This window comes from Pseudomonas sp. BNK-7 (genome assembly GCF_048072025.1).
Taxonomy (GTDB): domain Bacteria; phylum Pseudomonadota; class Gammaproteobacteria; order Pseudomonadales; family Pseudomonadaceae; genus Aquipseudomonas; species Aquipseudomonas danubii.
In genome coordinates this window covers 241,092-265,952 of the sequence record NZ_CP182252.1, presented here as the reverse complement: position 1 = coordinate 265,952, position 24,861 = coordinate 241,092, and the positions used below count along the sequence as shown (strand labels likewise).

Sequence of the window (24,861 nt, the reverse complement as noted above, 5' to 3'; positions counted from 1 at the left end):
TGGGCTTTGTGAATCATGAGCGAAAACACAGCATCCCCGGCGGCCGGCGTTCCCGGCCCTGTACAACCCGGTAGCAAACGGCGCTGGCCAGCACTGGTCGCGGGCCTGTGTCTGGTCGCCGCCGCAGTCGCGGGTGTGGGCTGCAAGCCCAAGACCCCGGTGGTCGAACTGGCCGGCGACAAGCTGGGCCTGAGTCGCCCCGACGGGCTACTGGAAACCCACTCCCTGACGCAACTGCCCAAGGACCTGCTGGCGGTGCCTTTCCTCAAGGACACCCTGACCGAAGACTTCGTCTTCTATTACCAGGCCCACGCCGACCGCCTGGGCCTGATCGGCAGCCTGCGGCGGATCATCTACGATCATGACCTGAAATTGCAGGACAACCTGATCGAGCAACTGTTCGACCAGCCGGCGGATGTGGCGCTGTGGCGCGGTGTCGATGGGCGTCTCAAGGATTTCCTGCTGGTGATGGATCGTGGCGGGCTGGCCAAGCTGCTGGAGCCCCTGGCCAAGGTTGCCCTGGACGACACGCAACTGAGCAAGCTGGCTGAGCTGAAGGTCGGCGGCGATGCGGTGACCCTCTACCAGTTGAACTACAACGCCGGTAAATCCCTGGCGTTCGCTTCCCACGGCGACAAACTGGTGGTGCTGTCCAACCCGGCCAAGCTGTATGACCTGAGCAGCGGTGCCGACGATGAGCATGGCGCCGTCTCCACCGCTGCCCTGGAAGCCCTGCTCAACGGTGACAAACTGTTCCCCGAAGCCTTTGGCCTGGAGGCGCGCAAGCCTGAAGTGCAGCAACGGTTGGCGGTCAACTCCAGTGTCCTGGCCATGGGTTACCAGCGTTTCATCCCCAACTTCGCCGGCCTGCGCTTCGACATGGACGCCAAGGGCTGGCACAGCTACCTGGCCATGCAAGAGCAGGACAACCAGCCGGCCTTCGACTTCAAGCCGATCTGGCAGGCCATGCCCATGGGCGCCAGTGCCTGCGTGGCGCTGCCCCTGGCAGCGGAGCAGCAGAAACCGTTGCTGGTCAAGCTCGGTGCCGAAGAAGCGGTGGCCAGCAGCCTGACTGAACACATGGCCGGCACCGCCGGCCTGTGCTGGTACGCCGATTCGCGGCTGTACACGCCGCTGCTGGTGGCCAGCCTCAAGGATAAGGACAACACCCAGCTCGATGGGGAACTGGGCAAGCTGTTCGGTTCCATGGTCGGGGCCCGGGAAAGCAAGGTGCCGGAGCGCATCTTCCCCGTGGTCGAGCAGCAGAACGGCGAGGTACACCAGTGGCAGCGCCAGGTCAGTTCCAACTTCGGTCAGTACCCGGCCAAGGAGGCCAAGGACCCGCAGGCCATCACCGGCCGCGCCTTCATGCAGGTCAGCCTGGCTCGCCATGGTTCGACCCTGGTGTTCTCCCTGGACGACAAGCTGGTGAGCAAGGCCCTGGATACTTTGGATAAACGCTTCCCGCCCCTGGCCGATGTGGTACCCAAGGATGCACTGATGCCGGTGTACCTGGGCCCGCAATCCCTGGCGCAGTTGATCCAGCAGGAAACCTTCGACAGCTTGCCCCAGGACATGGAGCCGGTGTTCAACAACGCTGCGCAAACCTACCTGGTGCCCAAGCTGCGCACCCTTGGCGGTTACGGCAAGTACGCCCTGACTCTGCCCGAAGGCAGCGAGCCCAACGGTCACTGGCAATGGCTGCCCCTGCAATGGCGCGCGCTGTGAGTGCATGGCGCAAGAGTCTTTCCAGCCTCGGCCTGCTGGCCCTGTTGCTGAGCAATGCCGTGGGCGCGAACCAGGTTCCGCCGCTGGACGTGCAGCAGTCCCAGGTGTTTCGCGCCTGGTTCGTGCGCATTGCCCAGGAGCAACTGAGCCAGGGGCCGAGCCCGCGCTGGTACCAGCAGGACTGCGCCGGCCTGGTGCGCTTTGCCGCCAACGAAGCGCTCAAGGCCCACGACAGCAAATGGCTGCGGGCCAACGGCATGTCCAATCGCTACCTGCCGCCGGAGCTGCAGCTGAGCGAAGGCCAGCGTGGCCTGGCCCAGCAGTGGCAGCAGGGCGGCGGCCAGACCGGGCCCTACGTCAACGCCATCAAGCTGATCCAGTTCAACAGCCATCTGGTCAGCCGTGACCTGGGCCAGGCGCGCCCCGGTGACCTGCTGTTCTTCGATCAGGGCGACGACCAGCACCTGATGATCTGGATGGGCCGCAACATCGCCTATCACACCGGCACCACCACCCCCACCGACAACGGCATGCGCTCGGCCAGCGTGCAGCAACTGATGACATGGAAGGACACTCGATGGATACCCGACCCCGCCAACCCCAACTTCATCGGCATCTATCGACTGAACTTCCTCACCCAATGAGCGAATCGCGTATGTGGCGTTTTCTGTTTCGACTGACTGTTGTTCTGACCCTCGCGGCCCCCGCGAGCCTGGTCAATGCCGAAGACTCGGTGCCGTCCAGCGATTACGCGGCGGTCTCCGGCGAGAGTTTCTTCCTCCTGGCCGACAGCAGCTTTGCCAGCGACGAGCAGGCCATGGTGCGCCTTGAGGCTCCGGGCCGGGATTACCGGCGCTTTCGCATGGAGCCCTACGGCGGCGCGGACATCCGGGTGTACCGGATCAACCAGCCGCTGGACTTCCTCAAGCGCCAGAAGAACCTGCACCGGGTGGTCAGTGACGGCCAGTTCAAGGGCGAGGGCCTGTCCAACACCCTGGCCTACCTGTGGGACAACTGGTATCGCAAATCCCGCCGGGTGATGCAGCGCGCCTTCTCCTACGAGTCACGCAAGCAGGTGACCGAGGAGGTGCCGGAACTGAAGGTCGGCAATTCGATGCTGGCGCCGACGCCCTATGACGCCCAGCCGCAGTTCGCCCTGATTCCGGGGCTGCCGCTGGTGACCCAGTTCCGTTATCCGCTGTGGCAGGCCAAGCCGATCCAGCCGCCGGCCGGGGTTGACCTGTCCGGCTCCTCCAGCCAGTTCATCAACGTCGCGCCGGGCAACGTCTATATCCCGCTGGGGCAACTCAAGCCGGGCCTGTACCTGGTGGAAGCCCTGGTGGGCAAGTACCGCGCGACCACCATGGTCTTCGTCTCCAACACCGTGGCGGTGAGCAAGATTGCCGGTGACGAGCTGCTGGTCTGGGCCGCAGGCAAGCATGAAGGCAACTCCGTGCCCAAGGTCAACGTGCTGTGGACCGACGGCCTGGGCGTGATGAACAGCGGCGCCACTGACGAGCAGGGCCTGGTGCGCCTGAAACACGTCAGCCCCGAGCGCTCCTACGTGATCGGCGAGGACCAGGAAGGCGGGGTGTTCGTCTCCGAGAACTTCTATTACGACAGCGAAATCTACGACACCAAGCTCTATGCGTTCACCGACCGGCCGCTGTATCGCCCGGGGGACTGGGTATCGCTGAAAATCGTCGGCCGCGAGTTCAAGAACGCCCGGGATTCGGTGCAGCCGGGTGCCGGCACGGTGAATGTCAGCGTGCTGGATGCCGCCGGCACCGCGCTGCAGAACCTGACCCTGAATCTGGATTCCAAGTCCGGCACACAAGGCCGTTTCCAACTGCCGGAAAATGCCGTGGCCGGTGGTTATGAGTTGCGTTTTGCCTACAAGGACCAGGTCTACAGCAGCGCCTTCCGCGTGGCCGAATACATCAAGCCGCACTTCGAGATTGCCCTGAGCCTGGCCAAGCCGGACTTCAAGACCGGCGAGCCGGTGAAGGGCAACCTGGTACTGCTCTATCCGGACGGCAAGCCGGTGGCCAATGCGCGCCTGCAGCTGAGCCTGCGGGCCCAGCAGCTGTCCATGGTGGACAACGAACTGCAGTACATGGGCCAGTTCCCGGTGGAACTGACCAGTGCCGAGCTGACCACCGACGCCAAGGGCAGTGCCACCCTCGACCTGCCAGCGGCCAGCAAGCCGAGCCGCTACATGCTCACCGTGTTCGCCAGTGACGGCGCGGCGTACCGGGTCAAGACCACCAAGGAAATCCTCATCGAGCGGGGCGCGGCGAGCTTCAGCCTGAGTGCACCACAGCGCTTCAGCGCCGCCGGTGACAAGGTGCAATTCAGCTACGTCAACCAGAACGCCGGTGAGCAGAGCCAGAAGGTTTCCCCCAGCCGCTACAGTTGGGTGCGCCTGGAGGACCAGTCCACCGGCGAGGGCAAGCTGGGTGAGGCCGACAAGGGCTTTGCCCTGGCCTTCGAACGTCCCGGCACCTACAACCTGACCCTGAAGGACGAGCACGACCGAGTGCTGGGCGGCACCAGCCACTCGGTCACCGGCGAAGGCGTTAAAGCGGTGCCGGGCACCGTGGAAATCGTTCTCGACAAGGCCGAATACAAGACCGGTGACGAAGCTCTGGCGCTGATTACCTTCCCCGAGCCGATAAACGATGCGCTGCTGTCGCTGGAGCGCGACAAGGTCGAAGCCACGGCGCTGCTGTCCAAGGGCGGCGACTGGCTGAAGGTGGAAAAACTCAGCCCTACCCAGTACCGCGCCCGGGTGCCGGTGAAGGACAACTTCGCACCGAACCTGACGTTCTCTGTGCTCTACACCAAGGGCGGCGAATACAGCTTCCAGAATGCCGGGATCAAGGTGCTGACACCGCAGATCGATGTGGCCATCCACACCGACAAGGACAAGTACCAGCCGGGTGACCTGGTCACCGTGGACCTGTCCACCCAGTTCGCCGGCAAGCCGGTGCCGGCGCACCTGACGGTCAGCGTGGTGGACGAGATGGTCTACGCGTTGCAGCCGGAAGTGGCGCCGAGCATCGACCAGTTCTTCTACCACCCTCGGCGTAACAACGTGCGCACCAGCGCCAGCCTGTCGTTCATCAGCTACGACGTGGCCCTGCCGGGCAGCCCCACCGCACCGGGCAAGGCCAACCGCAGCGAGCGTGGGGTCAAGGTGCTGGAGCGGCCACGTCGTGAAGACGTCGACACCGCCGCCTGGCAGCCGGAGCTGGTGACCGATGGCAGCGGCAAGGCGCGTTTCACCTTCCGCATGCCGGATTCCCTGACCCGCTGGCGCATTACCGCTCGGGCCATCGCCGATGACGGCCAAGTGGGGCAGAAGAAACAGTTCGTTCGTTCCGACAAGGCTCTGTACCTGAAGTGGAGCGGCCCGAGCCGCTTCCGCAGTGGCGACAAGCCGGACCTGGGGGTGTTTGCCTTCAGCCAGTCCGAACAACCGGTCAAGGCCGAGCTGGTGATTCATTACGCCGGGGAATCCCAGCGCCTGCCGCTGACCTTGAACAGCGGGATCAACTATGTGGCGCTGCCGGCCATTGCCCCGGGCAATGGCGAGTGGAGCGCCGAGCTGGTGCAGGGAGGCAAGACTGTGGACGCCCTGGCTGTGCGTCTGGTGAGCAGCGCGGCCGGCTGGCAGACGGTGCAAACCCAGAGCCTGGACGTGGTCAGCACCACGACGCCGTTGGGCCTGCCGGCCGATGCCGCAGAGATTCGCCTGCGTCTGGACGACAGCCCGCAAGCGCTGTTCCGTTCGGCCCTGGATGGGTTGCTGGAATACCCCTATGGCGGCGTCGAGCAGACCGCCAGCCAGTTGCTGCCGTTGAGCGTTGCCTACCCGGCGCTGGCCAGCAACCCGCAGATTCGCGATCGGTTGCGCCTGATCATGCAGAACAGCCGCCTGCGCCTGGTGCATATGGCCGGGCCGGAAGCGGCGTTCACCTGGTGGGGTGAAGACGCCGAACCGGATGCGTTCCTCACCGCCTATGCCTATTACGCTGACTGGAATGCCAGCAAGGTCATGGACCTGAACCTGCCGCCGGAACACTGGCAGCGGGTGCTGGAGGTCTATGCCAAGCAGGCCGGCAGCACGCCATTGCTGCAACGGGCGCTGATCCTGTCCTTCGCCCGTGAGATGAACCTGCCGATCAATACCCTGCTCAGGGGACTGATGGACGACCTGGCCAAGGTGGGGGCCGGTCCGGCTGCCAGCATGGATGACGACAGCAGCGACAGCCTGGTGATGGTGGACCCGGATTCGGCCCTCGGCCTGGCCAGCGCCCGGGTGCTGACAGCCGCCCTGGCGCGGGACGCCAAGGTCACGCCGCCACCTGCCTTCGTGGCGCAGTTGGAGGCGGCACAGCAGCAGGTCGACATCAGCTCGCTGCCGTTCGCTCAGGCAATGAATCTGTCCTTGAAGCCTTTCGATCAAGCGACGGCGCGCGCATTGCTGCAACGTCTGCTGCCATCGCAACCGACCCTGGACCGTGCTCTGGCCCTGACCTGGCTGCAGCGTAGCGTGGCCCAGTCGGCACCGGCCGAGGCCCTGAATCCGGGGCAGGGCTGGCAACAGCAGCAGGGCGCCAGCGGCGAACGCTACTGGCAGTGGCAAGGGCCGCAGGTGCCGGCCGTGCTGACCCTGGACAAGGTGCCGGAGCGTCCGCTGCAGGCCTCGGTCAGCTACCTGAGCAAGCTGGACATGGGCACGCCGTCGCCGGTGAACATTACCCGTCGCCTGTTGCGCCTGGTGCCCGGGGATGAAGCCTTCACCTTCAAGCTGGAGCCGGTGGGTAACAAGCCGATCGCCAGTGACGGCCTGTATCTGGACGAAGTGATCATTGCCAACGAGGGCAACCGGCCGCTGCTGTACGGCATGCTGGAAGTGCCGTTGCCGCCGGGCGCCGATGTCGAACGCACCACCTGGGGCATCAAGCTGGCCGGTCCAGCGGGCACTGAAGCGGCGTCCCTGGAAAAAGCGCGTTTCGAACCCGGGCAGATGAGTTACGCGGTGCCGCTGGATGCGTTGAACGACAACAGCGAAGTGCGTCTGCGGCATTTGATCCGCTTCTCCCAGAAGGGCCAGTTCAACCTGCCTGCGGCACGTTACTACCAGGTGTATGCGCCAGAGCATCAGGCCCAGGAACGTACGCCGGCACTGGGTCAGGTCACGGTCAAATAACATGACGCGGTGTTGGGCCTGGTTGTGCCTGTGTCTACTCCCTGGGCTGGTGACAGCCCAGGATGAGCCTCTGCGCCTGGCCTGGAAAGTCGCCCCGGACAGTGAGCTGGTGAGCCTGAGCAAGACTCAGGTGCTGGCTCGCGAGCCGTTGCCGCAGGATCTGCAAGCGCCCCTGGGCAGCATCTGGAAACTCTTCGTCTACGCCTGGCTGGTGGATACCGGCGCACAAGAACCGGCCTATGCCTGCCAGGGCAAGTCCAAGGACGAGGTCTATTGCTGCACGGCAGGCGGCAGCATTGCCCGGGATCAGGCCCTGGTTCGCTCCTGTGGTCTGTACTTCGAGCCTCAGCGCTTGCAGCTGTCCAGTGCTGACTGGCGCGCCTACTGGCAAGCGCGCAATGCTCCGAACTGGCTGCAGGACCTGGACCAGTTGCAACCCCAGACCCGGGTTCCGGTGACGCAACTGTTGCAGGTGCTGGCGCTGCTGCCAGCACGGGATACGGCGCGGCGCGTGCTGCTGGATGTGGTGCTCAATGCCGGTGACGGTGCCGTAGCGGGCGAGTTGGGTGGGCGCCTGCGGGTCAAGACCTGGAGCTGGCTGGCGGATCAGGACCCGCAGTCGCGCCAGGGCGGCTTTGCCGGTTGGCTGGTGGATGGTACGCCGCTGTGGGTGGGCGGGCGCGGTACTAGCCAGCGGGTGCTGAAGGACTACGCCCAGGCCCTGAACCAAGTGCTGCCGGACAATCCGCCTGTGGATAAAGGCCGCTGTGTGGAAGTCAGCCTGTTTTCCCGCTACCCGCTCAAAAGCGTCAGCCAGAAGGGTCAGCCAGCCAGGCCGGGCGCTCTGCAAGGGGATTATCGGGTGGAATTTGCCAACGGCAACCGGCTGGATATCCACAGCGCCGGCGAGTTGTTCCTGCAGCAAGACCCTGCGGCCCAGCGACTGGTGGCGCGCCTGGACCGTGAAGAATATGTGGCCCGTGTGCTGCAACGCGAGGCCAGCAGTGAACCGGCGGAGGCCGCCAAGGCCCTGGCCGTGGCGATCCGCACCTACCTGCTGCAGAACGCCGGACGCAGCGGCGAATGCCTGAGCATCGACGACAGCAGCAATCGCCAGCGGGTCGCGCCGCGCCCGGCGACCGCCCAGGCCCGCGCCGTTGCCGCCTGGACCAGTGATCTGGTGTTGGCCGGCACGCAAGTCACCTACCACTCGGACCTGAGTGCGCCGGACAAACTGTCCTGGCAGCAGGCCGTTGAACAGGCGCGCGCTGGCCAGCGTTACGACGCCATCCTGCTGCATGCCTACCCTCGGGCCAGCCTCAGCCGCTGGGACAACCCGGTGGCGTCTTGCGAACCCTTGCCCGCAGCTCAGGAGTGGCTGTTGAACCAGCGTCGGCGCTGGCGCCAGCCGCTGGAGCGAGAGATCGGCTACAACGAAATCAGCCAGTTCGCCGTGTGCCGCCTGAGCTTCGGTCGGCCCTACGTCGACCGCGAACGGCAACGCATCTACGTGCGTGGCGTGCTCTCGCTGCAAGACCGCCTCGACCTGACTCACGAATACCTGCACCTGGCCTTTGAAGCTCATCCCAACGGCCAGGATGAAACCTACATCGAAGGGCTCGCCCGTCATCTTTTATTGGAATAGGCCATGAAACTTCCTGCTCCCCCGGTCCTCCTGTTCCTTTGCGGAATGTTCAGCCTGCCCATGGCCCTGGCCGACAGCGGCATCCAGCTCGACACCCCCAAAGGCGGCTGGCGGACCCGCGCCGTCGATGGCGAGCAATACATTCAGGAGGTCAACTACCCGGCCTCTTCGGTGAACACGCCCCTGGGCCAGGCCGATAGCGCGCGTATCAGCGGGCAGATCAAAGGCGCGCCCAAAGCGAGCAAGGAGCCGGGCCAACTGATCGTCAATGGCGTCAGCATGCCGCTCAAGTTCAATGAACAAGGTGGTTTCGACCGGCCATATTCCTTCCCCAATGGCAGCAACAGCGTTGAAGTGCGCAGCCCGGACGGCCAGCAGCGCAAGCGCGTGCAGTTCCTCAATACCGGCGGTGGCGTGACTCCGCCCAAGTTGCGGGTGCTGCTGTCCTGGGACAGCGACAACACCGACCTCGACCTGCACCTGGTGACCCCAGACGGCGCGCACATCTGGTACGGCGAGCGCGTGGCCCCCAACGGCGCGGCCCTGGATGTGGACGTGACCACCGGCTACGGCCCGGAAATCTTCTCCATGCCGGCGCCGCTCAAGGGCCAGTACCTGGTGTATGTGAACTACTACGGTGGCGGCTATCGCAGTGACGATGAAGACGGCGGCCAGGAAAACGCCGTGCAGCCCCTGACCACGGCCCAGGTCACGGTGATTACCGAGGAGGGCACGCCGGATGAGAAGAGCGAATCCTTCATCGTGCCGATGCGGGCGCCTGGGGAGCTGACCCTGGTACGCAGTTTCAGCTATCCATGATCGGGCTCAATCTATCCGCCTGCCCGAGCATTGGTTCATTGCCCTGAGACAATACGGTTGCCCGGCGCTTGCCTTGCAATGAATCACCATTCATTGGCAGGGAAATGCGCAACATGGGTAGGTTTCAATCGTGGTTGAAGTGTTGTGTGGTGGTCGGCAGTTGTGCCTCCGGCCTGGTGTTGGCTGCCGGTGCCGACGGCTTGCAGAGGGTCAAGGTTGACCTGGTGGCACCGCCCCAGGTGCACGCCCATGAACAAGTGGTCAGCGGGCCGCCGAAGGTCGTGCAGTTTCGCATGACTGTGGAAGAGAAAAAGATGCAGGTGGATGACCAGGGCACCACCTTGCAGGCCATGACCTTCAACGGCTCCATGCCCGGCCCGACGCTGGTGGTGCATGAGGGCGACTACGTCGAGCTGACCTTGAGCAACCCGGCCAGCAACAGCATGCCCCACAACATCGATTTTCACGCCGCCACCGGCGCCCTGGGCGGGGCCGCGCTGACCCAGGTCGTGCCGGGCCAGGAGGTGGTGCTGCGGTTCAAGGCCGATCGTAGCGGCACCTTTGTCTATCACTGCGCGCCGTCGGGCATGGTGCCCTGGCACGTGGTCTCGGGCATGAGCGGAACCTTGATGGTGCTGCCTCGCGATGGCTTGAAAGACCCTGCCGGCAAGCCCTTGCACTATGACCGGGCCTACACCATCGGTGAGTTCGATCTGTATATCCCCAAGGACAAGGACGGGCATTACAAGGACTACCCGGACCTGGCCTCCAGCTACCAGGACACCCGTGAAGTGATGCGCAAGCTGACCCCGAGCCATGTGGTGTTCAACGGCCGGGTTGGGGCTCTGACCGGGGCCAATGCGCTGACCGCCAAGGTCGGGGAAAGCGTGCTGTTCATCCACTCCCAGGCCAACCGCGACAGCCGCCCGCACCTGATTGGCGGCCATGGCGACTGGGTCTGGACCACCGGCAAGTTCGCCAATGCCCCTTTGCGCAATCTGGAAACCTGGTTCATCCCCGGCGGTTCGGCGCTGGCCGCGCTCTACACCTTCAAGCAGCCCGGCACCTACGTGTACCTCAACCACAACCTGATCGAGGCCATGGAGCTGGGGGCCCTGGCTCAGGTCAAGGTCGAAGGCACCTGGGACGATGACCTGATGACCCAGGTAAAGGCCCCGGGGCCTATTGTTCCGGCCAAGCCTTGACCTGAAGCCGCGCCGTGGCCGCGGGGTTCAAGCCGCGGCTCCGAAACCTGGCATCAGAGGTTCAGGGCGAACTTCAGGTAGCCCGGGTACGCCTGGCGCCAATCGTCCTGGAAGGTGTGGCCTTCGGCATGTTCATGGCTCTGGACCTGGTTGCCGGGTTCCAGGGCCTGTTGCGTGGTGGCGGTGAGCTTCTGGTTGCTCTCGTGCTCTTGGGCGCCATGGACAATGACGATGCGCTTGTCCCGGGCCCGGGTTTCGCCGAACGGAATCCGGTAGCCGCCGGGGGACAGCAGCACCGCGCCGCTGTACTGCTGCGGGTATTCGGCGATCAGGTGCGAGGCGTGCTCGGCGCCTTGGGAGAAGCCCATCAGGGCAATGCGCGAGCGGTCGATGCGAGTCTGTTTTTCCAGTTTCTTCAACGCCGCGCTGACCGCTTCCTGAGTGGGCGCTACAGAGTGCTGCTGCCACATGAACTGGTGCTCATCGCGCTTGAGGGTGCCGTTGATGCCCACCAGCACGGCCTGCTCGCCCACAAGGTCGGTGCGCATATCGACGCCGTCGCTGCCCTCGGTGCCGAATCCCGATAGCCAGACCACCACCGGCCAGCCTGCGGCCGGGGCCTTGCCCTGGGGAATACTGAAGGCCGCAAGGCCGGCATCCTTGGCCTTGGCCGGGTAGTTCTGTTCCGCGGCTCGCAGCAGCTTCTGGTAGGCCGGGGTCTGCTGCAGGGATTGCAGTTCGTCGTCTTCCTTGAGAATCACCAACTGCCAGAAGCCTCGCTCGCGGGCCTGATCGAGGAATTCGGCGGCGCGCTTGTTCTTGTCCATGGCGGCCAGGCTCCCAGCCGCCTGGTAAGAGGCGTAGGCATTCTTCGGGTCGAGGCGGGCGGCGGTCAGGTAGTAGGCGAGGGCGCCAGCGTAGTTGTCATGCTGGCTCTTTTCGTTGTCCCCGGCCTCAATGAAATCCGCCGGCGTGGCCTCGTCCAGGTACAGGTTGGCCATACCGGCCAGGCCTTGCCAACGGCCCTTGGCGACGTCCTGTTGCGCATCGGCATGGGCCCAGGAACCGCTGAGGCTCAGAGCCCCGAACAACGAGAGGAATGACAGGGGCAGGCGTACTGCGGCCGGCAACGACATGACTGAGCGTCCTTTTTCAGTGAAGGAAGTCCCGGGCCGTTGCCCGAAACGGCGCGCAGCTTAGCATGGTGGATCGCCCTGGCGGACGACCCGTGCACTGGCTGGATTCAACGCCGAAATGCCAGATCAGTCGCTCTGATCGGCGGTGGAAAGTACCTCGTCGATCTTCCAGCAGCCCTTGTCCTTGATCATCCGCACATCGACGATCTGGGTGGTGTCCGGGGTGCTGCCCAGCGTCACCTGTTCCTTGGCGCTGGAGCCTTGGACCTGCGGTTCGCTGACCTTGATCTGGGTCAGCCACTCATCCATGTAGTCCTGGGCTTTGAGGAAGTAGTCCTCTTCCAGGCCGTCGGGGCTGGCCATCTGTTTCTTGATCTTGGCGATCAGCGAGTCCGTGACGTATTTCTTCATCTCGGGGACGCTGTCGGTGATCGGGTCCTTGTCTTCGCTGAAGGTTTGCAGGTACCAGCTGTAGAACGCCTGGGTGGCGGGTTTTGGCGAGCTGGCGCAGTCGGCCAGGGCGACCGACTGATGCATGGCGACCGCTGCCAGCAGCGAGCAGAACAGCATTCTCATGGGGAACCCCTTACGGATGGCGATAGATTTTGTAGGCAGGCTTCTGCACCCGATAGGAATGCCCCGGGTAAAAACCGTGCAGTTGCTTGAAGTCTGACACCCAGATGGTGCCGTTGAACATCGCCATGTGGCCGTGGGGGTGCCCGGGAATGGGCTGGATGATGACCACGTCGCCTGCTGCGGGCGCCTGGCCGGCCGGTTGCTCGATAAAACCGGCGGAGGTCAATGATGAGCCGAAATCCTTGGCCGAGTGCTTCCTGTGCAAAATCACCCCACCGCCACCGGCTTCGATCGCTTTGCGGGTATAGGCCGCGCAGCGCCCGGTACTGCCGGCGTGAGCGTGCGCGTTCAAGTGACTGATAGCGGCTTGTTTATTCCACATTCCTTGTTATCCGAGAGTCCTGAAGAGCGGCGATTCTATGCTTGCGCAACGGGGGCGGAAATACTGGCTAAGTGCCTTTTCTTCGGGCTTTGGGGGGCGTATCACAGTTATCGTTAAGGCCGCTAAAACCGCGTTGAGTCCACTTCGGCAAAGGTTGCCCTGACCATTCAACCCGGCTGTAGCTCAAGGACGTTGCGCGCCGCCGTTTGCACCCGGTTGCGCCCCCGGTCCTTGGCCCCATACAGGGCTTCATCGGCCAGGGAAAGCAGGCGCGGCAGATCGTAGCCTTGGGTTTCACTGGTTACTACGCCAATGCTGACACTGAGCAGCCCTGGCTCCAAAAGAGGCAACCGGGCAAATGCCTGGCGAATCCGTTCGGCGACCCGCACGGCGGACTGCTCGTCGGTCGACTCCAGCAGGCAAGCGAACTCTTCACCGCCGATGCGGGCAAACACGTCTTTGCCGCGCAGGGTGTCTGAGAGTACCCGGCTGAAGGCGATCAGCGCCTGGTCACCGGTCTGATGGCCAAAGGCGTCGTTCAAACGCTTGAAATGGTCCAGGTCGCACAACAGCAAGGCTATCGGCGCGCCTCGACGCTGGCATTCGAGCAGCATCCGCTCGCCATGGACCATGAACGCCCGGCGGTTGCCGATGCCGGTCAGGGCGTCACAGAAGGCTGCGGCCTTGAGGCGCAGTTCGACCCGTTCCTTGACCATGCACAGCGTCACGTAGGCGATGCCGATCACATACAGCATCGATTCGAACAACATGAGCGAGAACAGCGGCACTCCGGCGCCGTAGCCTTTGAGCACCTGATCCATGGCCAGGCCCTGGTCAATCACCGCGCGCACGCTGTAGAACACGGTGTGCAGCAGAGTCAGGGCCAGGGCAGGCATATAGGCAACTTCCAACTGCCGACGGCTGCGCCAGAACTCCAGCATGATCAGCAGGCCATAGCCGGCCACCAGCAGCGAATACACCGAGACCCGAACCGTCATCGACTGGTAGAACGCTGGAACCATGCACAGGGCCAGCCAGATGCCGGCCCCGGCGAGCATGCCCGGTGCATGGGGCGGACGTCCGGCGAATACCCGCATGGCCGTCCAGTTTAAGGCTGCGCTGAGTAAAAGGGTCACGTTGCCTAGGACCTTGGGCACCAGATCGGCCTCAAGGTCGCGCAAGCTGACAAGCAACATTCCGGCAGCCGCCAGCAACATCGTGCCGCCTAGGTAGGCCAATGCACGCTCACGGGTTTCCCGCAGCCAGGCATGGAAGGTTAGCAGTCCCATTAAGAAGAAAATGAAGACTGACACCACGAGCAGTGTGGGGATGTGAAGTTCCGTACTCAGGAATATGGCCAAGCATCCTATCAGGGCTGAGTTGCGAGTATTGGTGCAATTGTAAATGGTGCTGGAAACTTACAGTTGGAGCTCTTATTGGTCGTTTTTTGTTTCGTTCTGAACGTAAGTTGTAGGGGATGAGTTGATGTTATGTAAATGGTGTCGGGGTTGTCAGTGGGTTTTAAAGTTTGGTGGTTCAGGTGTTTTTTTGGGGGATGGTGTTGATTGAAAAGTAATTGTTCAAAAAAATGATGGTGTTTTGGTGTGCCACTTTAAATCTTATTGGGTTTTGTATGAGTGTGTTTTTGGGTGTTGAACAGGAAAGTGTTTAAACGGTGAGCTGGCCAAACAAGAGCTGGTCTGTGTTTGGCGCATAAGTGCTCTGTTGTTTTTTGAGCTTACCCGTGCTCGGCAATAAAACTATTCGCAGTTTTACATACGAAAAGAATATCTTCCTTAGTATGGAAGAAAGAGATGGGCAAGCTTAATGTGGTTTTGTGTATTTGCTCGGATATGGGGAAGCTACCGCTAATAATTCCCTTCATGGCAACCTGGTCGATAGGGGGGATCGGATAGTGAATTTCGGTCCCTACGCCATGCTCTAAGAGATAGTTTTTCAGCTTGTCGCGATGGGGGTGTCTTATATTGAAGATATGGAATACATCTCCAAAGTCTTCATTGCGAAGAGGCTTGATGAATGCCTTGTCAAGATGGGTGAAGTATATTTCAGCCAGAGCCTGTTTATGTTTGTTTATTTTCTCTAGTGACTTGAGTTTTATATTCAGGAACGCAGCTTGTAATTCATCAAGTCTGGAGTTGTAGCCCACTAATTCATTATGGTATTTTTTTACAGATCCATAGTTTCTTAGTTTTTTTATGACGCTATCTAGAGCCTCATTGGCACTTATAACAGCTCCAGCATCACCCAGCGCTCCCAGGTTTTTAGTAGGGTAGAAGCTGAAACAACCGAAGTCTCCAAAGGTGCCTGTTATCTTGCCCTTATAGGTCGAGCCGTGAGACTGAGCGCAATCTTCAATAAGGCGTAGTTCATGCTTTTTGCAGATATCTAGAATTGGATCCATATCGCAGGATTTGCCATATAAGTGTACAACCAAAATGGCTCGAGTTCGTTGTGTAATATGGGCTTCGATTTTACCAGGATCTATATTGTAAGAGTAAAGGCAGGGTTCAACCAATATAGGCTTCAATCCAAGGCGCACAATCGCGATAATGGTTGCAATATAGGTATTTGCTGGAACGATGACTTCATCTCCGGCTTGGAGGTCTAGTGCTTGCAGTGCAAGAACTAATGCATCAAGGCCGTTGGCGACACCAGTACAGTAATCCGCACTCAAATATTCAGCAAAAGCTGACTCGAATTGAGCGACATTCTTTCCTAGTACGTACCATCCACTTTCGAGCACTTGTTTGAAGGCGCTTTCATACTCCGTGAAGAAAGGAGCGTTCAGACGACCTAGATTTTCATATTCGATCATGGATATTTCTCATCAATATAGTCAGATGAATCATAAAGCTCAGAAGCTAGGACCAGTAAAGTCGCTGATGTGGTGAAATCTTGCATTGTATGCCAGTCTTTTGCATCCAAAAGCAAACATTGGTCAGGACTATCTAAAGTGTAGGTCCTTTTATCAGTTCCATCATCTACAAAAATTTTACAACTACCACCCAGGCAGATCAGCGCTTGTTTAGTAGTTTTATGACGGTGTCCGCCACGCTGACCTACAACATTGTAAATGTAATAAATTCGCTTTACTGAGAATGGTATCTGTTTTTCTATTACTGATAGAGATCCTCGTGCATCAGTAAATGTTGGGATAACTATCAGTTTGGCCATTATCTATAAAACCAGTTGATTAAATGAATATTATAACACCCGGTTATTTTTTGTCGCAACTTTCGTGCGAGGCTCCTCCAGTCATTGGGAGCGGGCCTGGTGATGGATAGGCTGCCAGTGGCTGACGTCTTGGTTTGAATTGACTGCTCAATTTGCATGAGATGCTTTACGTATGGCTGGTATACCATTTTTTTGGTTTTTTCGGAGAGTCTATACCCCCCAAGATCAACCTTCTGATCTGGTAGGATTTTAAATCCATGAAAGTGGAAAAAGACCAAGTCGAATGCTTGCTGCGTAGTCAACTCAGTGCCTGTTACCTGTTGATCAGTAAGAGTAAAGGCATATTGTTGTACATTCCAAGGGGCCACACCACCACCTAAATGGTAGAGCACATGAACCTCCTCGAAGCGTTCCGTCCAGTCGTCCAGATACTTCTGATCGCCGAAGCGCCCATCTTCGAACCTATCGAAACACCACTCTAGGCATGCTTCTGCCCACCAGCGAAGGGCTTTCATCCCTGCTTTTGTGGATTTGAAGGTCATGAATTGAACGCAGTATTTTCCACTGGTAGTCTCTTGATTGTATATCTCTGTGTAGCGGTGTTCCGTGATTAGGACGGAGTTGTTCTGCATCTCATCAATGAGAACGACTGGATTTGAAAAGAAATATAGATCTGCATCCAGATAGGTGCAGTTTTCTAAATTATAATGCTCTAGTGCATGCAGGATAGTAAAGGGAGTGCATGTCCAACAGTATTCACCTGGGCTACGCTCTTTCTTGACTGAGAGCAGCGCCTCGGTTTCAAACTCCTCTAGGGATACTATCGTTACGTTAGGAAGATTTTCGTTTGAAAGGTATTCGTAGGATAGTTTGTCAAATGCGAATATGAATAAATGAAAAGTCTGGCAGTTGACGCTCAAGGATTCATACATGGCAAGTCCTCGAGACATGTATCGAGAGTCAAATAATGTGCAAAAATTATACATGTTGCTATCCCTGAGGCTTTGGTTTTTCTTGGGTGTTTACGTTTGGGTGCAAGTTGATGGCTGAAAGTTAAGCGATTTTTTCAGCAAAGATCCCCATGTACTCACCGCCTTTGATGTCACCGTCAATATGTGTAGGGAAACATTCTAGGATTTTATAATTGTGGCTTTTCAAATAGCTGATTATCTTGTCAAGGTCGAGTATGCGACAGGGGTAGCTCGCTGAGTATATAGATGGATGTACCCGCTGTACTTTGATTATGTCTCGACCATTTTTTCCCATGGGGGTTCGATCAATCAAAACGAAGGGGGGGGCAACCGAGAGTAACCGTTCAAGCCACTCGTACGGCTCAGGTAGATAGTGCAGGACACTCGAGAGTAAAATTACATTTGGTTGATGCGCGCTGATACTTTCTTCAATGGTTTTATGAAAGCAAAGACTCTGGTCTTCAAGGTGTTCTGAACCGAAGCTTGTAAAATGTTCCTGCTCAACAATTGACCAATGTGTCTTCAGTCCAGAGATAAACAGTCGATTGTTGAAATAGCTACTGCCCAGGCTGCCCCCGAAGTCCAGCACATTCAGTTCGCCGGAGGAGCGAGCGGCAACATGCATTAGACAGGCCAGCGACTCCCAAGAGTATTGGGGGGACTCGAAAAGTACAGAGTCACGTTCACAAAAATACTCTCCACTCTTCACTTTAAGTGCGGCCTGTTTAACACTCTCAAAGATGGGGCCTGCGGCGTAGCCGTCCTTGCATTCGTCTTCAGCTTCTTGCCAGGATGGGTAGTCTCCCATAAAACCGAAACGTGAGCTTTTAATCGCTCTGTATGCGCTAAGAATTATTGGCGGTAGAAACTGCTTTATAATTTTCTTCATCGTATTCTCCGCATAATTGCACGAATGGCTCGGCGAAAAAAACTCGGTCTGGTGGAGTAGAAGTATTCCGTTATTCGAGTCCGGGCGACTGTATTCTCTTTTGTACTATTCAATGACAACGGGGGGTAATGTTTCAAAATGTCGGCATCAAAATGATTAGTTGTTTCAGAATGAGTGCCTGAGCCATCATTGCCAATATTATGGACGAATGATTGTGATGGATAAAGTGTAACCATTCCTCTTAGGAATGCAGATGCATACCAGCGTATAGCCCAGGAGTTATTTTTACCCTCCACTTGATCTTGAAGCATTTTTGTATATTTGTAGCCTCCTGAGAAGTCAAAATCCGCTTTGTCAGGGGCGTTATTAATTTGTTCTAGTAACAAGTTTCCATCGGCTTCAAAGTGTTGCCAGGCACGGTCCCAGGTTGCCCAGCCCCAGCAGTCTGCTCCCTTTATGAAAAAATAATTAGGCAGGTTTTTATTGTTTATCGGATAAATGTAGCCATGAATACTCGCGACCTCAGAGTGCTCTTGGTACATTTCAAGAGCGTCATTCATGTAGTTAAGAAAGTATGGGCTTGTAACTAAATCATCTTCTAAAATGATAGCTCGTTTGTATGTTTTTAGTGTCTCGCTAACACCGTCAATAATGGAGTTGGCGAGGCCGAAATTTGACTTTCGATGAATGATGGTGACTGACTGAAAACCATCTATTTTTGTGAGGTAAAGTCGAACCTTTAATACGTCCTCTGCACTTTGTTTGTTTTTTGCTGCGTCCGAGTAAATTATCAAGTCTGTTTTGGGAGCTAGCTTGTTAAGCTTTAATGAATCTATCGTGACTTGGAGATGATGGATGCGGTTATATACGAACAAAATAACAGGTGCGTACACATTAACCTCGAGCGTCGATAAAGATTAAGCTGTTACCTGTTTTTGCATAAAATTTATAGTCCAGATCCTGGAGGTATTGATATATGCGGTCTTTGAAAAATACTACTTCTTGGGAAAGAGACTCGGCAACTACAATTTTGGGGCGATATTTTTCCCAGTTGTTGGATTGCAGAACTTCAAGATCAAGACCTTCAACATCTACTGATAAAAAGTCAATTTTTCCATTGTAGCCGCTATCTTCGATAATGGAGGAAAGTGGGCTAACTTGAATTTTCCTTTTTTCAATAAGTCTGTATCCGTGGAAGCCGTCTCTTTTCTTAGCGAGAGCTTCGTCGAAAGTGTTCAGCGCAGGGTCATTAAACATATAATACATTAAGTGGCCTTCTGTGCTTGAGACACCTTTCTCGATAATGGTATCTCGTTTTCTCCAACGACTGAATTCTTCACCTACTCCAGGCAATGGGTCAATGCAGAGTCCACTCCAGCCTTTCTTGTAGAAGAAGTATGTATTTGAAAAGCGGAATGGGTGATGGCAACCTACTTCAAGATAAAATCCTTTATTTTTTTTCTCTAAAAGTCTGTCGATAATTAAATCTTCCCCCTCTTGTGCGTATGAGTTATTTGAGTAGTAGTGGCGATTAAAGATGCCTTTTATGATGCTCTTTAGTTTTTTTTTCATGATTTTTCCGAATGTCGAATCCCTAGTTGCATAAGGAATATTTTAGGATCAAATATGGCGGTTAGGAGAACTGCTGAGATGGAATAAGAAGCTACTGCTGCAATCGCGGCTCCTGTCATACCCAGTATCGGTATCAGAATCCAGTTAGAGGTTACAGAAATGGCGCCACCAATAAGTGTAGAGTAAAGCGACAGCATTGATCTTCTTTCATTTACAATCCATAGGCTGCGTGCGACTCCGAGAAAAACGGGTATGATTGTAAATATATGAATGCTAAGTATCGCAGCGGCGTCTTTATATGTCGGGCCGTAGAGTGCAGTAATTATGAAGGGTGATAGTGCTGATACTGCTATTGCAATTGTTACACTGCAGGCCAAAAAATATCTGAATATACTTAGAAGTGTATTGTTGTATGCTTCAGCGCTTTCTATTTTTTTCTTCGATATAAATGGAAGTAGAACGATACTCAGCGTCGTTGGTATGACATGCCACAAAGTAGATAGTGGGAGCATGGCGGAGTAAAGTCCAAGAGCCTCGGCTCCGAGGGAGTTTTTAATCATTAACTGGTCTATTCTCATGTAGGTCATGATGGATAGCCCGCTAATGATAAAAGGCCATGATTCTCGAAGGATTCTACGAGCACACTTTTTTGTTGCCAGCCATCTATTCTTTTTTGCAGATTTTTTGTAAATTATATAAAGGCCAATAGCGGTAAACGCCATATCTAGCGCGATAGCTGCTGCAAAAGCTTCCAAGGGTGCTTCGTATAATATTAGTGCAATCTTCGTGCTACTTGATAGTAAGTAGGCAATCATTTTTGCAACTACGGTTTTTCGATTTTGATTTTGACTTTGAAACCATAGATCTATTGTGTCGGCAGCTTGAAAGACTAAAACCGAGCCTGCTAGAGTTGCTAGTAGGACTATACGCTCGTGGAGTCCGTTCGTTACAATTAAGAACGCAATTATAGTTAGCCAACATAGAAGCCCAACTACCAGTCTCAGAACAAAAATTGTGCCAAGTATCTCGCCTGCATCGGAGCTTTTATGAGATATATCCCTAACTACGATGGATTCCGCACCTAAGCTTGCTATGGCTTGAAAGAATGCAATCAAAGTAATGGTATAAGAAAGCTCTCCAAGTTCAGTTGGTCCTAAGTAGCGCGCAACCCATGCACTAACAAACAATCCAAGTAGGAGGCGAAGGCCTTTGTCAAGTAGAAGCCAGCCGCTATTGTAAGCTATAACTTGTAAGTCGGCCCTAAGCTGTAGTTTTTTTAGAACAGATTTAGGTGTGAGCTTATGCAATAATAAAGTTAACTTATTCACGGAATTTATAGTCTGTACTAACGACCAATTGCATAATATTCAAAGCCCAAGCCCCCTATTCTTGTCGGTTCGTATAAGTTCCGACCATCAAAAATAACCGGCTGACTAAGTTTCGCTGAAATCAGCCCGAAATCGGGAGCTTTAAACGCCTGCCACTCAGTAATGATTACCAAGGCATCCGCTCCCTCCAGTGCCGCCTCTTTGCTTAGGCATAGGCGAAGGTCGGCCCTGTCTTGATAAATCCGCTGCGCCTCACTCATTGCTTCTGGGTCGAACGCTTGAACAATAGCTCCGGCTGCCCATAGCGCTTCCATCAATACTCTGCTGGGAGCTTCGCGCATGTCGTCGGTATTGGGCTTGAAGCTCAGACCCCAAAGCGCAAAGACCTTACCTTTTAGCTCACCCTTAAAATGGTTGAGTATTTTTTGGTATAAGACGCGCTTTTGTTCGTTATTACGATGCTCGACAGCTTTGAGAACCCTTGCGTCGAAATCTATGGATTCAGCGGTTCGAACCAGGGCTTGGACATCTTTGGGGAAGCAGGAGCCGCCATAACCTGCACCTGGATATATAAACTGATAGCCGATGCGCGGGTCGGAACCGATGCCTTGGCGAACCATTTCAATATCAGCGCCCAGTCTTTCCGCCAAGTTGGCCATTTCGTTCATGAAGCTGATTTTTGTCGCAAGCATGCAGTTGGCTGCGTATTTCGTCAGCTCCGCGCTGCGAACGTCCATGATAATGATTTTTTCATGGTTGCGGTTGAAGGGCGCATAGAGTTCGCGCATGGCATCTTCAGCGCGTTTGCTCGCCGTTCCAATCACAATACGATCAGGACGCATGCAGTCTGCTACCGCAGAACCTTCTTTCAGAAACTCTGGGTTTGAAACAACATCGAAACCAAGATCAGCTCTGTTGCGTTTGGAGAGGGCTGTGGCAACACACGCCCCCACTTTGTCAGCTGTACCTACAGGTACGGTCGACTTGTTGATGATGATTTTCGAGTTTTGCATGTTTGTCGCGATGGTTTCAGCTACCGTCAGGACGTATTTGAGGTCGGCTGAGCCATCCTCGTCGGGAGGTGTACCTACCGCGATGAACTGGATATCACCATGCATCACACCTTCGGCTGCATCAGTCGTGAATTGTAGGCGACCAGCCGCGTAGTTATTTGTTACTAGGGCCTCTAGACCCGGTTCATAGATCGGAATCTTTCCTTTTTTCAGGTTTTCGATTCTATTTTGATCAACATCAACGCACACCACATGATGTCCCACTTCAGCCAACACAGCTCCTTGGACAAGCCCAACATAGCCCGTGCCGAAAACGGTGACATTCATAAATAATCCTTTCTTAGAAAAACTGCAGATATGACCTGTAGCAGGGGGGCTAGGCAGTGCTCGGTGTTTTTGCCCCGTACCTTGTTGGTTCCTGACCTTTTTGTGCATAGGCTATCAGGGAGATTTTAGAATTGGGTAGGATTATTTCGGTGTAATTAAAAAGCCGGCTTGTGGCCGGCTTCTCGGGGACTGGCTTGGTTCATTTTTGGTAAACCGCACCAGCCTTCAAAACGTACACCCAGCTCTTGCGGCTGGCTGTGGGACTGGGCAGGAAAGTCATCCGCTTCGTCGGGCGATCTGACCGCAGGGAGGGTCGATGCGCAAATGTGGGGCGCAGCATACGCATATTCGCCGGCAATTCCCAGTGCGAAGCGCTATCCAGAGGCCCTGGGGACGAAAATAGTGCGTGGGAATTTGTTGCCGGGTGCGTGTTTGGTGCGGCCTTGTTGGCTGGCAGGACGATTGTGATGGGGGAACAGGTACGAAAAAGCCCCGATCACTCGGGGCTTTCTCTTGAAGCTTGTCGCTCGAAGCTTAACGCTGCTTCTCAGCCTTTATAGGCGGCAACCGACTTCAGGATCTCGGCGCGGGCTGCATCGGCATTGCCCCAACCGTCGATCTTCACCCACTTGCCTTTTTCGAGGTCTTTGTAGTTCTCGAAGAAGTGCTTGATCTGTTCCAGCAGCAGGGCTGGCAGGTCGGTGTATTCCTTCACGTCGACATACAGCTGGGACAGCTTGTCGTGAGGAACCGCGATCACTTTGGCGTCGCCGCCGCCGTCGTCGGTCATGTTCAGGATGCCCACTGGGCGAGCACGGATCACCGAGCCTGGCGCTACTGGGTACGGGGTCACGACCAGCACGTCGAGGGGGTCGCCGTCGTCAGCCAGGGTGTTGGGGATAAAGCCGTAGTTGGCCGGGTAGAACATGGGGGTGGCCATGAAACGGTCAACGAACAGGCAGTCGCTGTCTTTGTCGATTTCGTACTTGATCGGCGCGTGGTTGGCCGGGATTTCGATAGCGACGTAGATGTCGTTCGGCAGGTCTTTGCCCGCCGGAATCTTGCTGTAGCTCATTGGGCGTTGCCCCCGTTAGTTGACCAAATGACTTGGCCGGATTGACCAAAAAGTGGCGGCGATTATAGACACACTCCGCAACCGTTGCTACGTGCCAAGGGTCGTAGAACCTTGGTTGTACTGTCTCGCAGACATGTTCGGGCGAGCCTTGCGACCGGCGGTTTTGCCATCGGTCGGCAGGCGGTGCAGTGGTCTTTCAACTGGCCTTCAGATGAACAACGTATCGGCGCGACAGGACATTAGTGATGCGTTTGATAGACCGGATCTTCAGCTTGAAGTTGCTGCAGTCGGGCCAATGGATTCTGCCGATAAAACAGCTGCAACTGTTCATAGACTTTCGGATAGGCCGCCACGAGCAAGTCCGGGGCACTGAAGAAGTATTCGCTGGTGACGGCGAAGAACTCCGCCGGGTTTTCCGCCGCGTAGGGATCGATGGCGGTTTCGGCGTCCGGATCATGGTCGAGCTGGCGGTTGAGATCGTCGTAGGCACTTTGCATCACCTGCGCCCAGTCGCTGACTCGCATGTCGCTGTGCAGCGGCGGCAGGCCATTGGCGTCGCCGTTGAGCATGTCCAGCTTGTGGGCCAGTTCGTGGATCACCAGGTTGTAGGCTTCCCAGCCGCCGCTGGCTTGCACCCCGGGCCAGGCAAGGATGATCGGCCCCTGTTGCCAGGCTTCGCCGCTGTGCTCGCCGTCCCATTCATGCTCGATACCGCTGGCATCGCGGTGGCGCTGGGGGCTGAGGAAGTCGTCGGGATAAAGAATGATTTCATGGAAGCCCTGGTACCAGTTCAGGTCGCCCAGGTGCAGCAATGGCAGTTGCGCCTGGGCTGCCAGCAGCAGGCGTTGTTCCTGATGCAGCTCCACGCCGGGCAGGGCGGTGAGGTGCTTGTCATCGAGAAACAGCACGCTGGCCTCCCTGAGCCACTGGTCCTCGGCAACGCTGAGGCCGTCGAGGAAGGGCAGGTGCTGGCGCACCCGCTGCCAGGTTTCATCACTGACCGGGTGCTTGGCCAGTCGGCGCTTGCGGCGCCAGGCACTGAGGGACCACATGCTGTTTAGCGGGTTTCGGCTTTTTCAGCACTGCGGCCGAAGCGGCTGCGCAGCACGCCAATGATCATCGGCACCAGGGACAGCAGGATGATGGCCACCACCAGCAACGACAGGTTTTTCTTGATGAACGGTACGTTGCCGAAGAAGTAGCCCAGGGTCACCAGGCCGCCGACCCAGAGGATGGTACCGATCACGCTGAAAGCGAAGAATCGTGGGTAGGGCATGCGGGCCACGCCAGCGACGAACGGTGCGAAGGTGCGGATGATCGGCAGGAAGCGCGCCAGGGTTACGGTCTTGCCACCGTGTTTTTCATAAAAATCATGGGTTTTCTGCAGATAGTCGCGACGGAAGATCTTCGAATTGGGATTGCTGAACAACCGTTCGCCCGCGGTTCGCCCGATCACGTAATTGGTGCTGTCACCGAGGATCGCCGCCAGCATCAGCAGGCCCCCCAGCAGCACCGGGTCCATGCCGCCGCCCGCAGCGACTGCGCCGGCGATGAACAGCAAGGAGTCCCCGGGCAGGAACGGTGTCACCACCAGGCCGGTTTCACAGAAAATCACCAGAAACAGGATGGCGTAGATCCAGGTCCCGTAGTTTTTCACCAGCATGTCGAGGTAAACGTCGAGATGAAGGATTAGGTCGATCGGGTTGAAATCCATGGGGGCACCTGTGGTGACAGCCTGGCTCGGCAGGCCTGTGCGATGACTCGGAGAAAGGGACTACAAGG

General features: G+C 56.8%; 21 protein-coding genes. 6 read left to right on the top strand and 15 right to left on the bottom strand.

Translation table 11 applies throughout. The features are described from left to right. The first annotated feature begins 15 nt into the window (after positions 1–15). The 6 genes from ACMGF8_RS01230 (at position 16) to nirK (ending at position 10,615) form a co-directional block, all read left to right on the top strand. Positions 16–1,728 (top strand): DUF2138 domain-containing protein, encoded by a 1,713-nt coding sequence (locus ACMGF8_RS01230; protein WP_416758437.1) that lies wholly within the window; start codon positions 16–18, stop codon positions 1,726–1,728. Beyond that, positions 1,713–2,372 (top strand): DUF1175 domain-containing protein, encoded by a 660-nt coding sequence (locus ACMGF8_RS01225; protein WP_416758435.1) that lies wholly within the window; start codon positions 1,713–1,715, stop codon positions 2,370–2,372. The genes ACMGF8_RS01230 and ACMGF8_RS01225 overlap by 16 nt, the downstream gene beginning before the upstream one ends. Further along, positions 2,369–6,946, top strand: a complete 4,578-nt coding sequence (locus tag ACMGF8_RS01220; RefSeq protein ID WP_279381758.1) for an alpha-2-macroglobulin family protein — start codon at positions 2,369–2,371, stop codon at positions 6,944–6,946. Before ACMGF8_RS01225 ends, ACMGF8_RS01220 begins: the two co-directional genes overlap by 4 nt. A gap of 1 nt (position 6,947) precedes the next feature. Beyond that, positions 6,948–8,591, top strand: coding sequence for a DUF2300 domain-containing protein (locus ACMGF8_RS01215; protein WP_102865310.1), 1,644 nt, complete (start codon positions 6,948–6,950; stop codon positions 8,589–8,591). A 3-nt stretch (positions 8,592–8,594) separates the two neighbouring features. After that, entirely contained in the window at positions 8,595–9,410 is an 816-nt protein-coding gene (locus ACMGF8_RS01210; RefSeq protein ID WP_207816005.1) for a YfaP family protein, read from the top strand. A gap of 113 nt (positions 9,411–9,523) precedes the next feature. Then, positions 9,524–10,615 carry a copper-containing nitrite reductase gene (nirK, locus tag ACMGF8_RS01205; RefSeq protein WP_102865509.1) on the top strand — a complete coding sequence of 364 codons (1,092 nt, stop codon included), beginning with the start codon at positions 9,524–9,526 and terminating at the stop codon, positions 10,613–10,615. A gap of 53 nt (positions 10,616–10,668) precedes the next feature. Here nirK and ACMGF8_RS01200 read toward each other — a convergent pair whose 3' ends face one another. The 15 genes from ACMGF8_RS01200 to ACMGF8_RS01130 all read right to left on the bottom strand — a co-directional run bounded on the left by ACMGF8_RS01200 (position 10,669) and on the right by ACMGF8_RS01130 (position 24,793). Next, positions 10,669–11,751, bottom strand: a complete 1,083-nt coding sequence (locus tag ACMGF8_RS01200; RefSeq protein ID WP_102865312.1) for a dienelactone hydrolase family protein — start codon at positions 11,749–11,751, stop codon at positions 10,669–10,671. A 126-nt stretch (positions 11,752–11,877) separates the two neighbouring features. Next, positions 11,878–12,327: a DUF3828 domain-containing protein gene (locus ACMGF8_RS01195; protein WP_102865313.1), complete on the bottom strand. Its 450-nt coding sequence runs from the start codon at positions 12,325–12,327 to the stop codon at positions 11,878–11,880. A gap of 10 nt (positions 12,328–12,337) precedes the next feature. After that, positions 12,338–12,709: a cytoplasmic protein gene (locus ACMGF8_RS01190; RefSeq protein ID WP_102865314.1), complete on the bottom strand. Its 372-nt coding sequence runs from the start codon at positions 12,707–12,709 to the stop codon at positions 12,338–12,340. A 167-nt stretch (positions 12,710–12,876) separates the two neighbouring features. Further along, positions 12,877–13,998, bottom strand: a complete 1,122-nt coding sequence (locus ACMGF8_RS01185; protein WP_102865315.1) for a sensor domain-containing diguanylate cyclase — start codon at positions 13,996–13,998, stop codon at positions 12,877–12,879. A gap of 449 nt (positions 13,999–14,447) precedes the next feature. Beyond that, positions 14,448–15,545 (bottom strand): DegT/DnrJ/EryC1/StrS family aminotransferase, encoded by a 1,098-nt coding sequence (locus ACMGF8_RS01180; protein WP_102865316.1) that lies wholly within the window; start codon positions 15,543–15,545, stop codon positions 14,448–14,450. Then, a complete protein-coding gene (locus ACMGF8_RS01175) occupies positions 15,542–15,904 on the bottom strand; it encodes a sugar 3,4-ketoisomerase (RefSeq protein WP_102865317.1) in 363 nt (120 codons plus the stop codon). Before ACMGF8_RS01175 ends, ACMGF8_RS01180 begins: the two co-directional genes overlap by 4 nt. Next, complete coding sequence (locus ACMGF8_RS01170; RefSeq protein WP_102865318.1) at positions 15,904–16,836, bottom strand: glycosyl transferase; 933 nt, start codon at positions 16,834–16,836, stop codon at positions 15,904–15,906. Before ACMGF8_RS01170 ends, ACMGF8_RS01175 begins: the two co-directional genes overlap by 1 nt. A gap of 121 nt (positions 16,837–16,957) precedes the next feature. Next, on the bottom strand, positions 16,958–17,764 hold the full coding sequence (locus ACMGF8_RS01165) for a methyltransferase, TIGR04325 family (RefSeq protein WP_102865319.1): 807 nt from the start codon (positions 17,762–17,764) through the stop codon (positions 16,958–16,960). After that, the gene (locus ACMGF8_RS01160; protein WP_207816008.1) at positions 17,761–18,657 is read right to left on the bottom strand and encodes a glycosyltransferase family A protein; all 897 of its coding nucleotides are present in this window, start codon (positions 18,655–18,657) and stop codon (positions 17,761–17,763) included. Before ACMGF8_RS01160 ends, ACMGF8_RS01165 begins: the two co-directional genes overlap by 4 nt. Before the next feature lies 1 nt (position 18,658). Then, entirely contained in the window at positions 18,659–19,336 is a 678-nt protein-coding gene (locus ACMGF8_RS01155) for an FkbM family methyltransferase (RefSeq protein ID WP_102865320.1), read from the bottom strand. Beyond that, on the bottom strand, positions 19,333–20,664 hold the full coding sequence (locus ACMGF8_RS01150) for a flippase (protein WP_180988633.1): 1,332 nt from the start codon (positions 20,662–20,664) through the stop codon (positions 19,333–19,335). The genes ACMGF8_RS01155 and ACMGF8_RS01150 overlap by 4 nt, the downstream gene beginning before the upstream one ends. Before the next feature lie 17 nt (positions 20,665–20,681). Then, positions 20,682–22,004, bottom strand: a complete 1,323-nt coding sequence (locus tag ACMGF8_RS01145; RefSeq protein WP_102865322.1) for a UDP-glucose dehydrogenase family protein — start codon at positions 22,002–22,004, stop codon at positions 20,682–20,684. A 547-nt stretch (positions 22,005–22,551) separates the two neighbouring features. After that, on the bottom strand, positions 22,552–23,079 hold the full coding sequence (ppa, locus tag ACMGF8_RS01140; protein WP_011063696.1) for an inorganic diphosphatase: 528 nt from the start codon (positions 23,077–23,079) through the stop codon (positions 22,552–22,554). A gap of 239 nt (positions 23,080–23,318) precedes the next feature. Further along, positions 23,319–24,131: a zinc-dependent peptidase gene (locus ACMGF8_RS01135; RefSeq protein WP_102865323.1), complete on the bottom strand. Its 813-nt coding sequence runs from the start codon at positions 24,129–24,131 to the stop codon at positions 23,319–23,321. 5 nt (positions 24,132–24,136) lie between these two features. Further along, on the bottom strand, positions 24,137–24,793 hold the full coding sequence (locus tag ACMGF8_RS01130; protein ID WP_102865324.1) for a DedA family protein: 657 nt from the start codon (positions 24,791–24,793) through the stop codon (positions 24,137–24,139). Positions 24,794–24,861 lie beyond the last annotated feature (68 nt).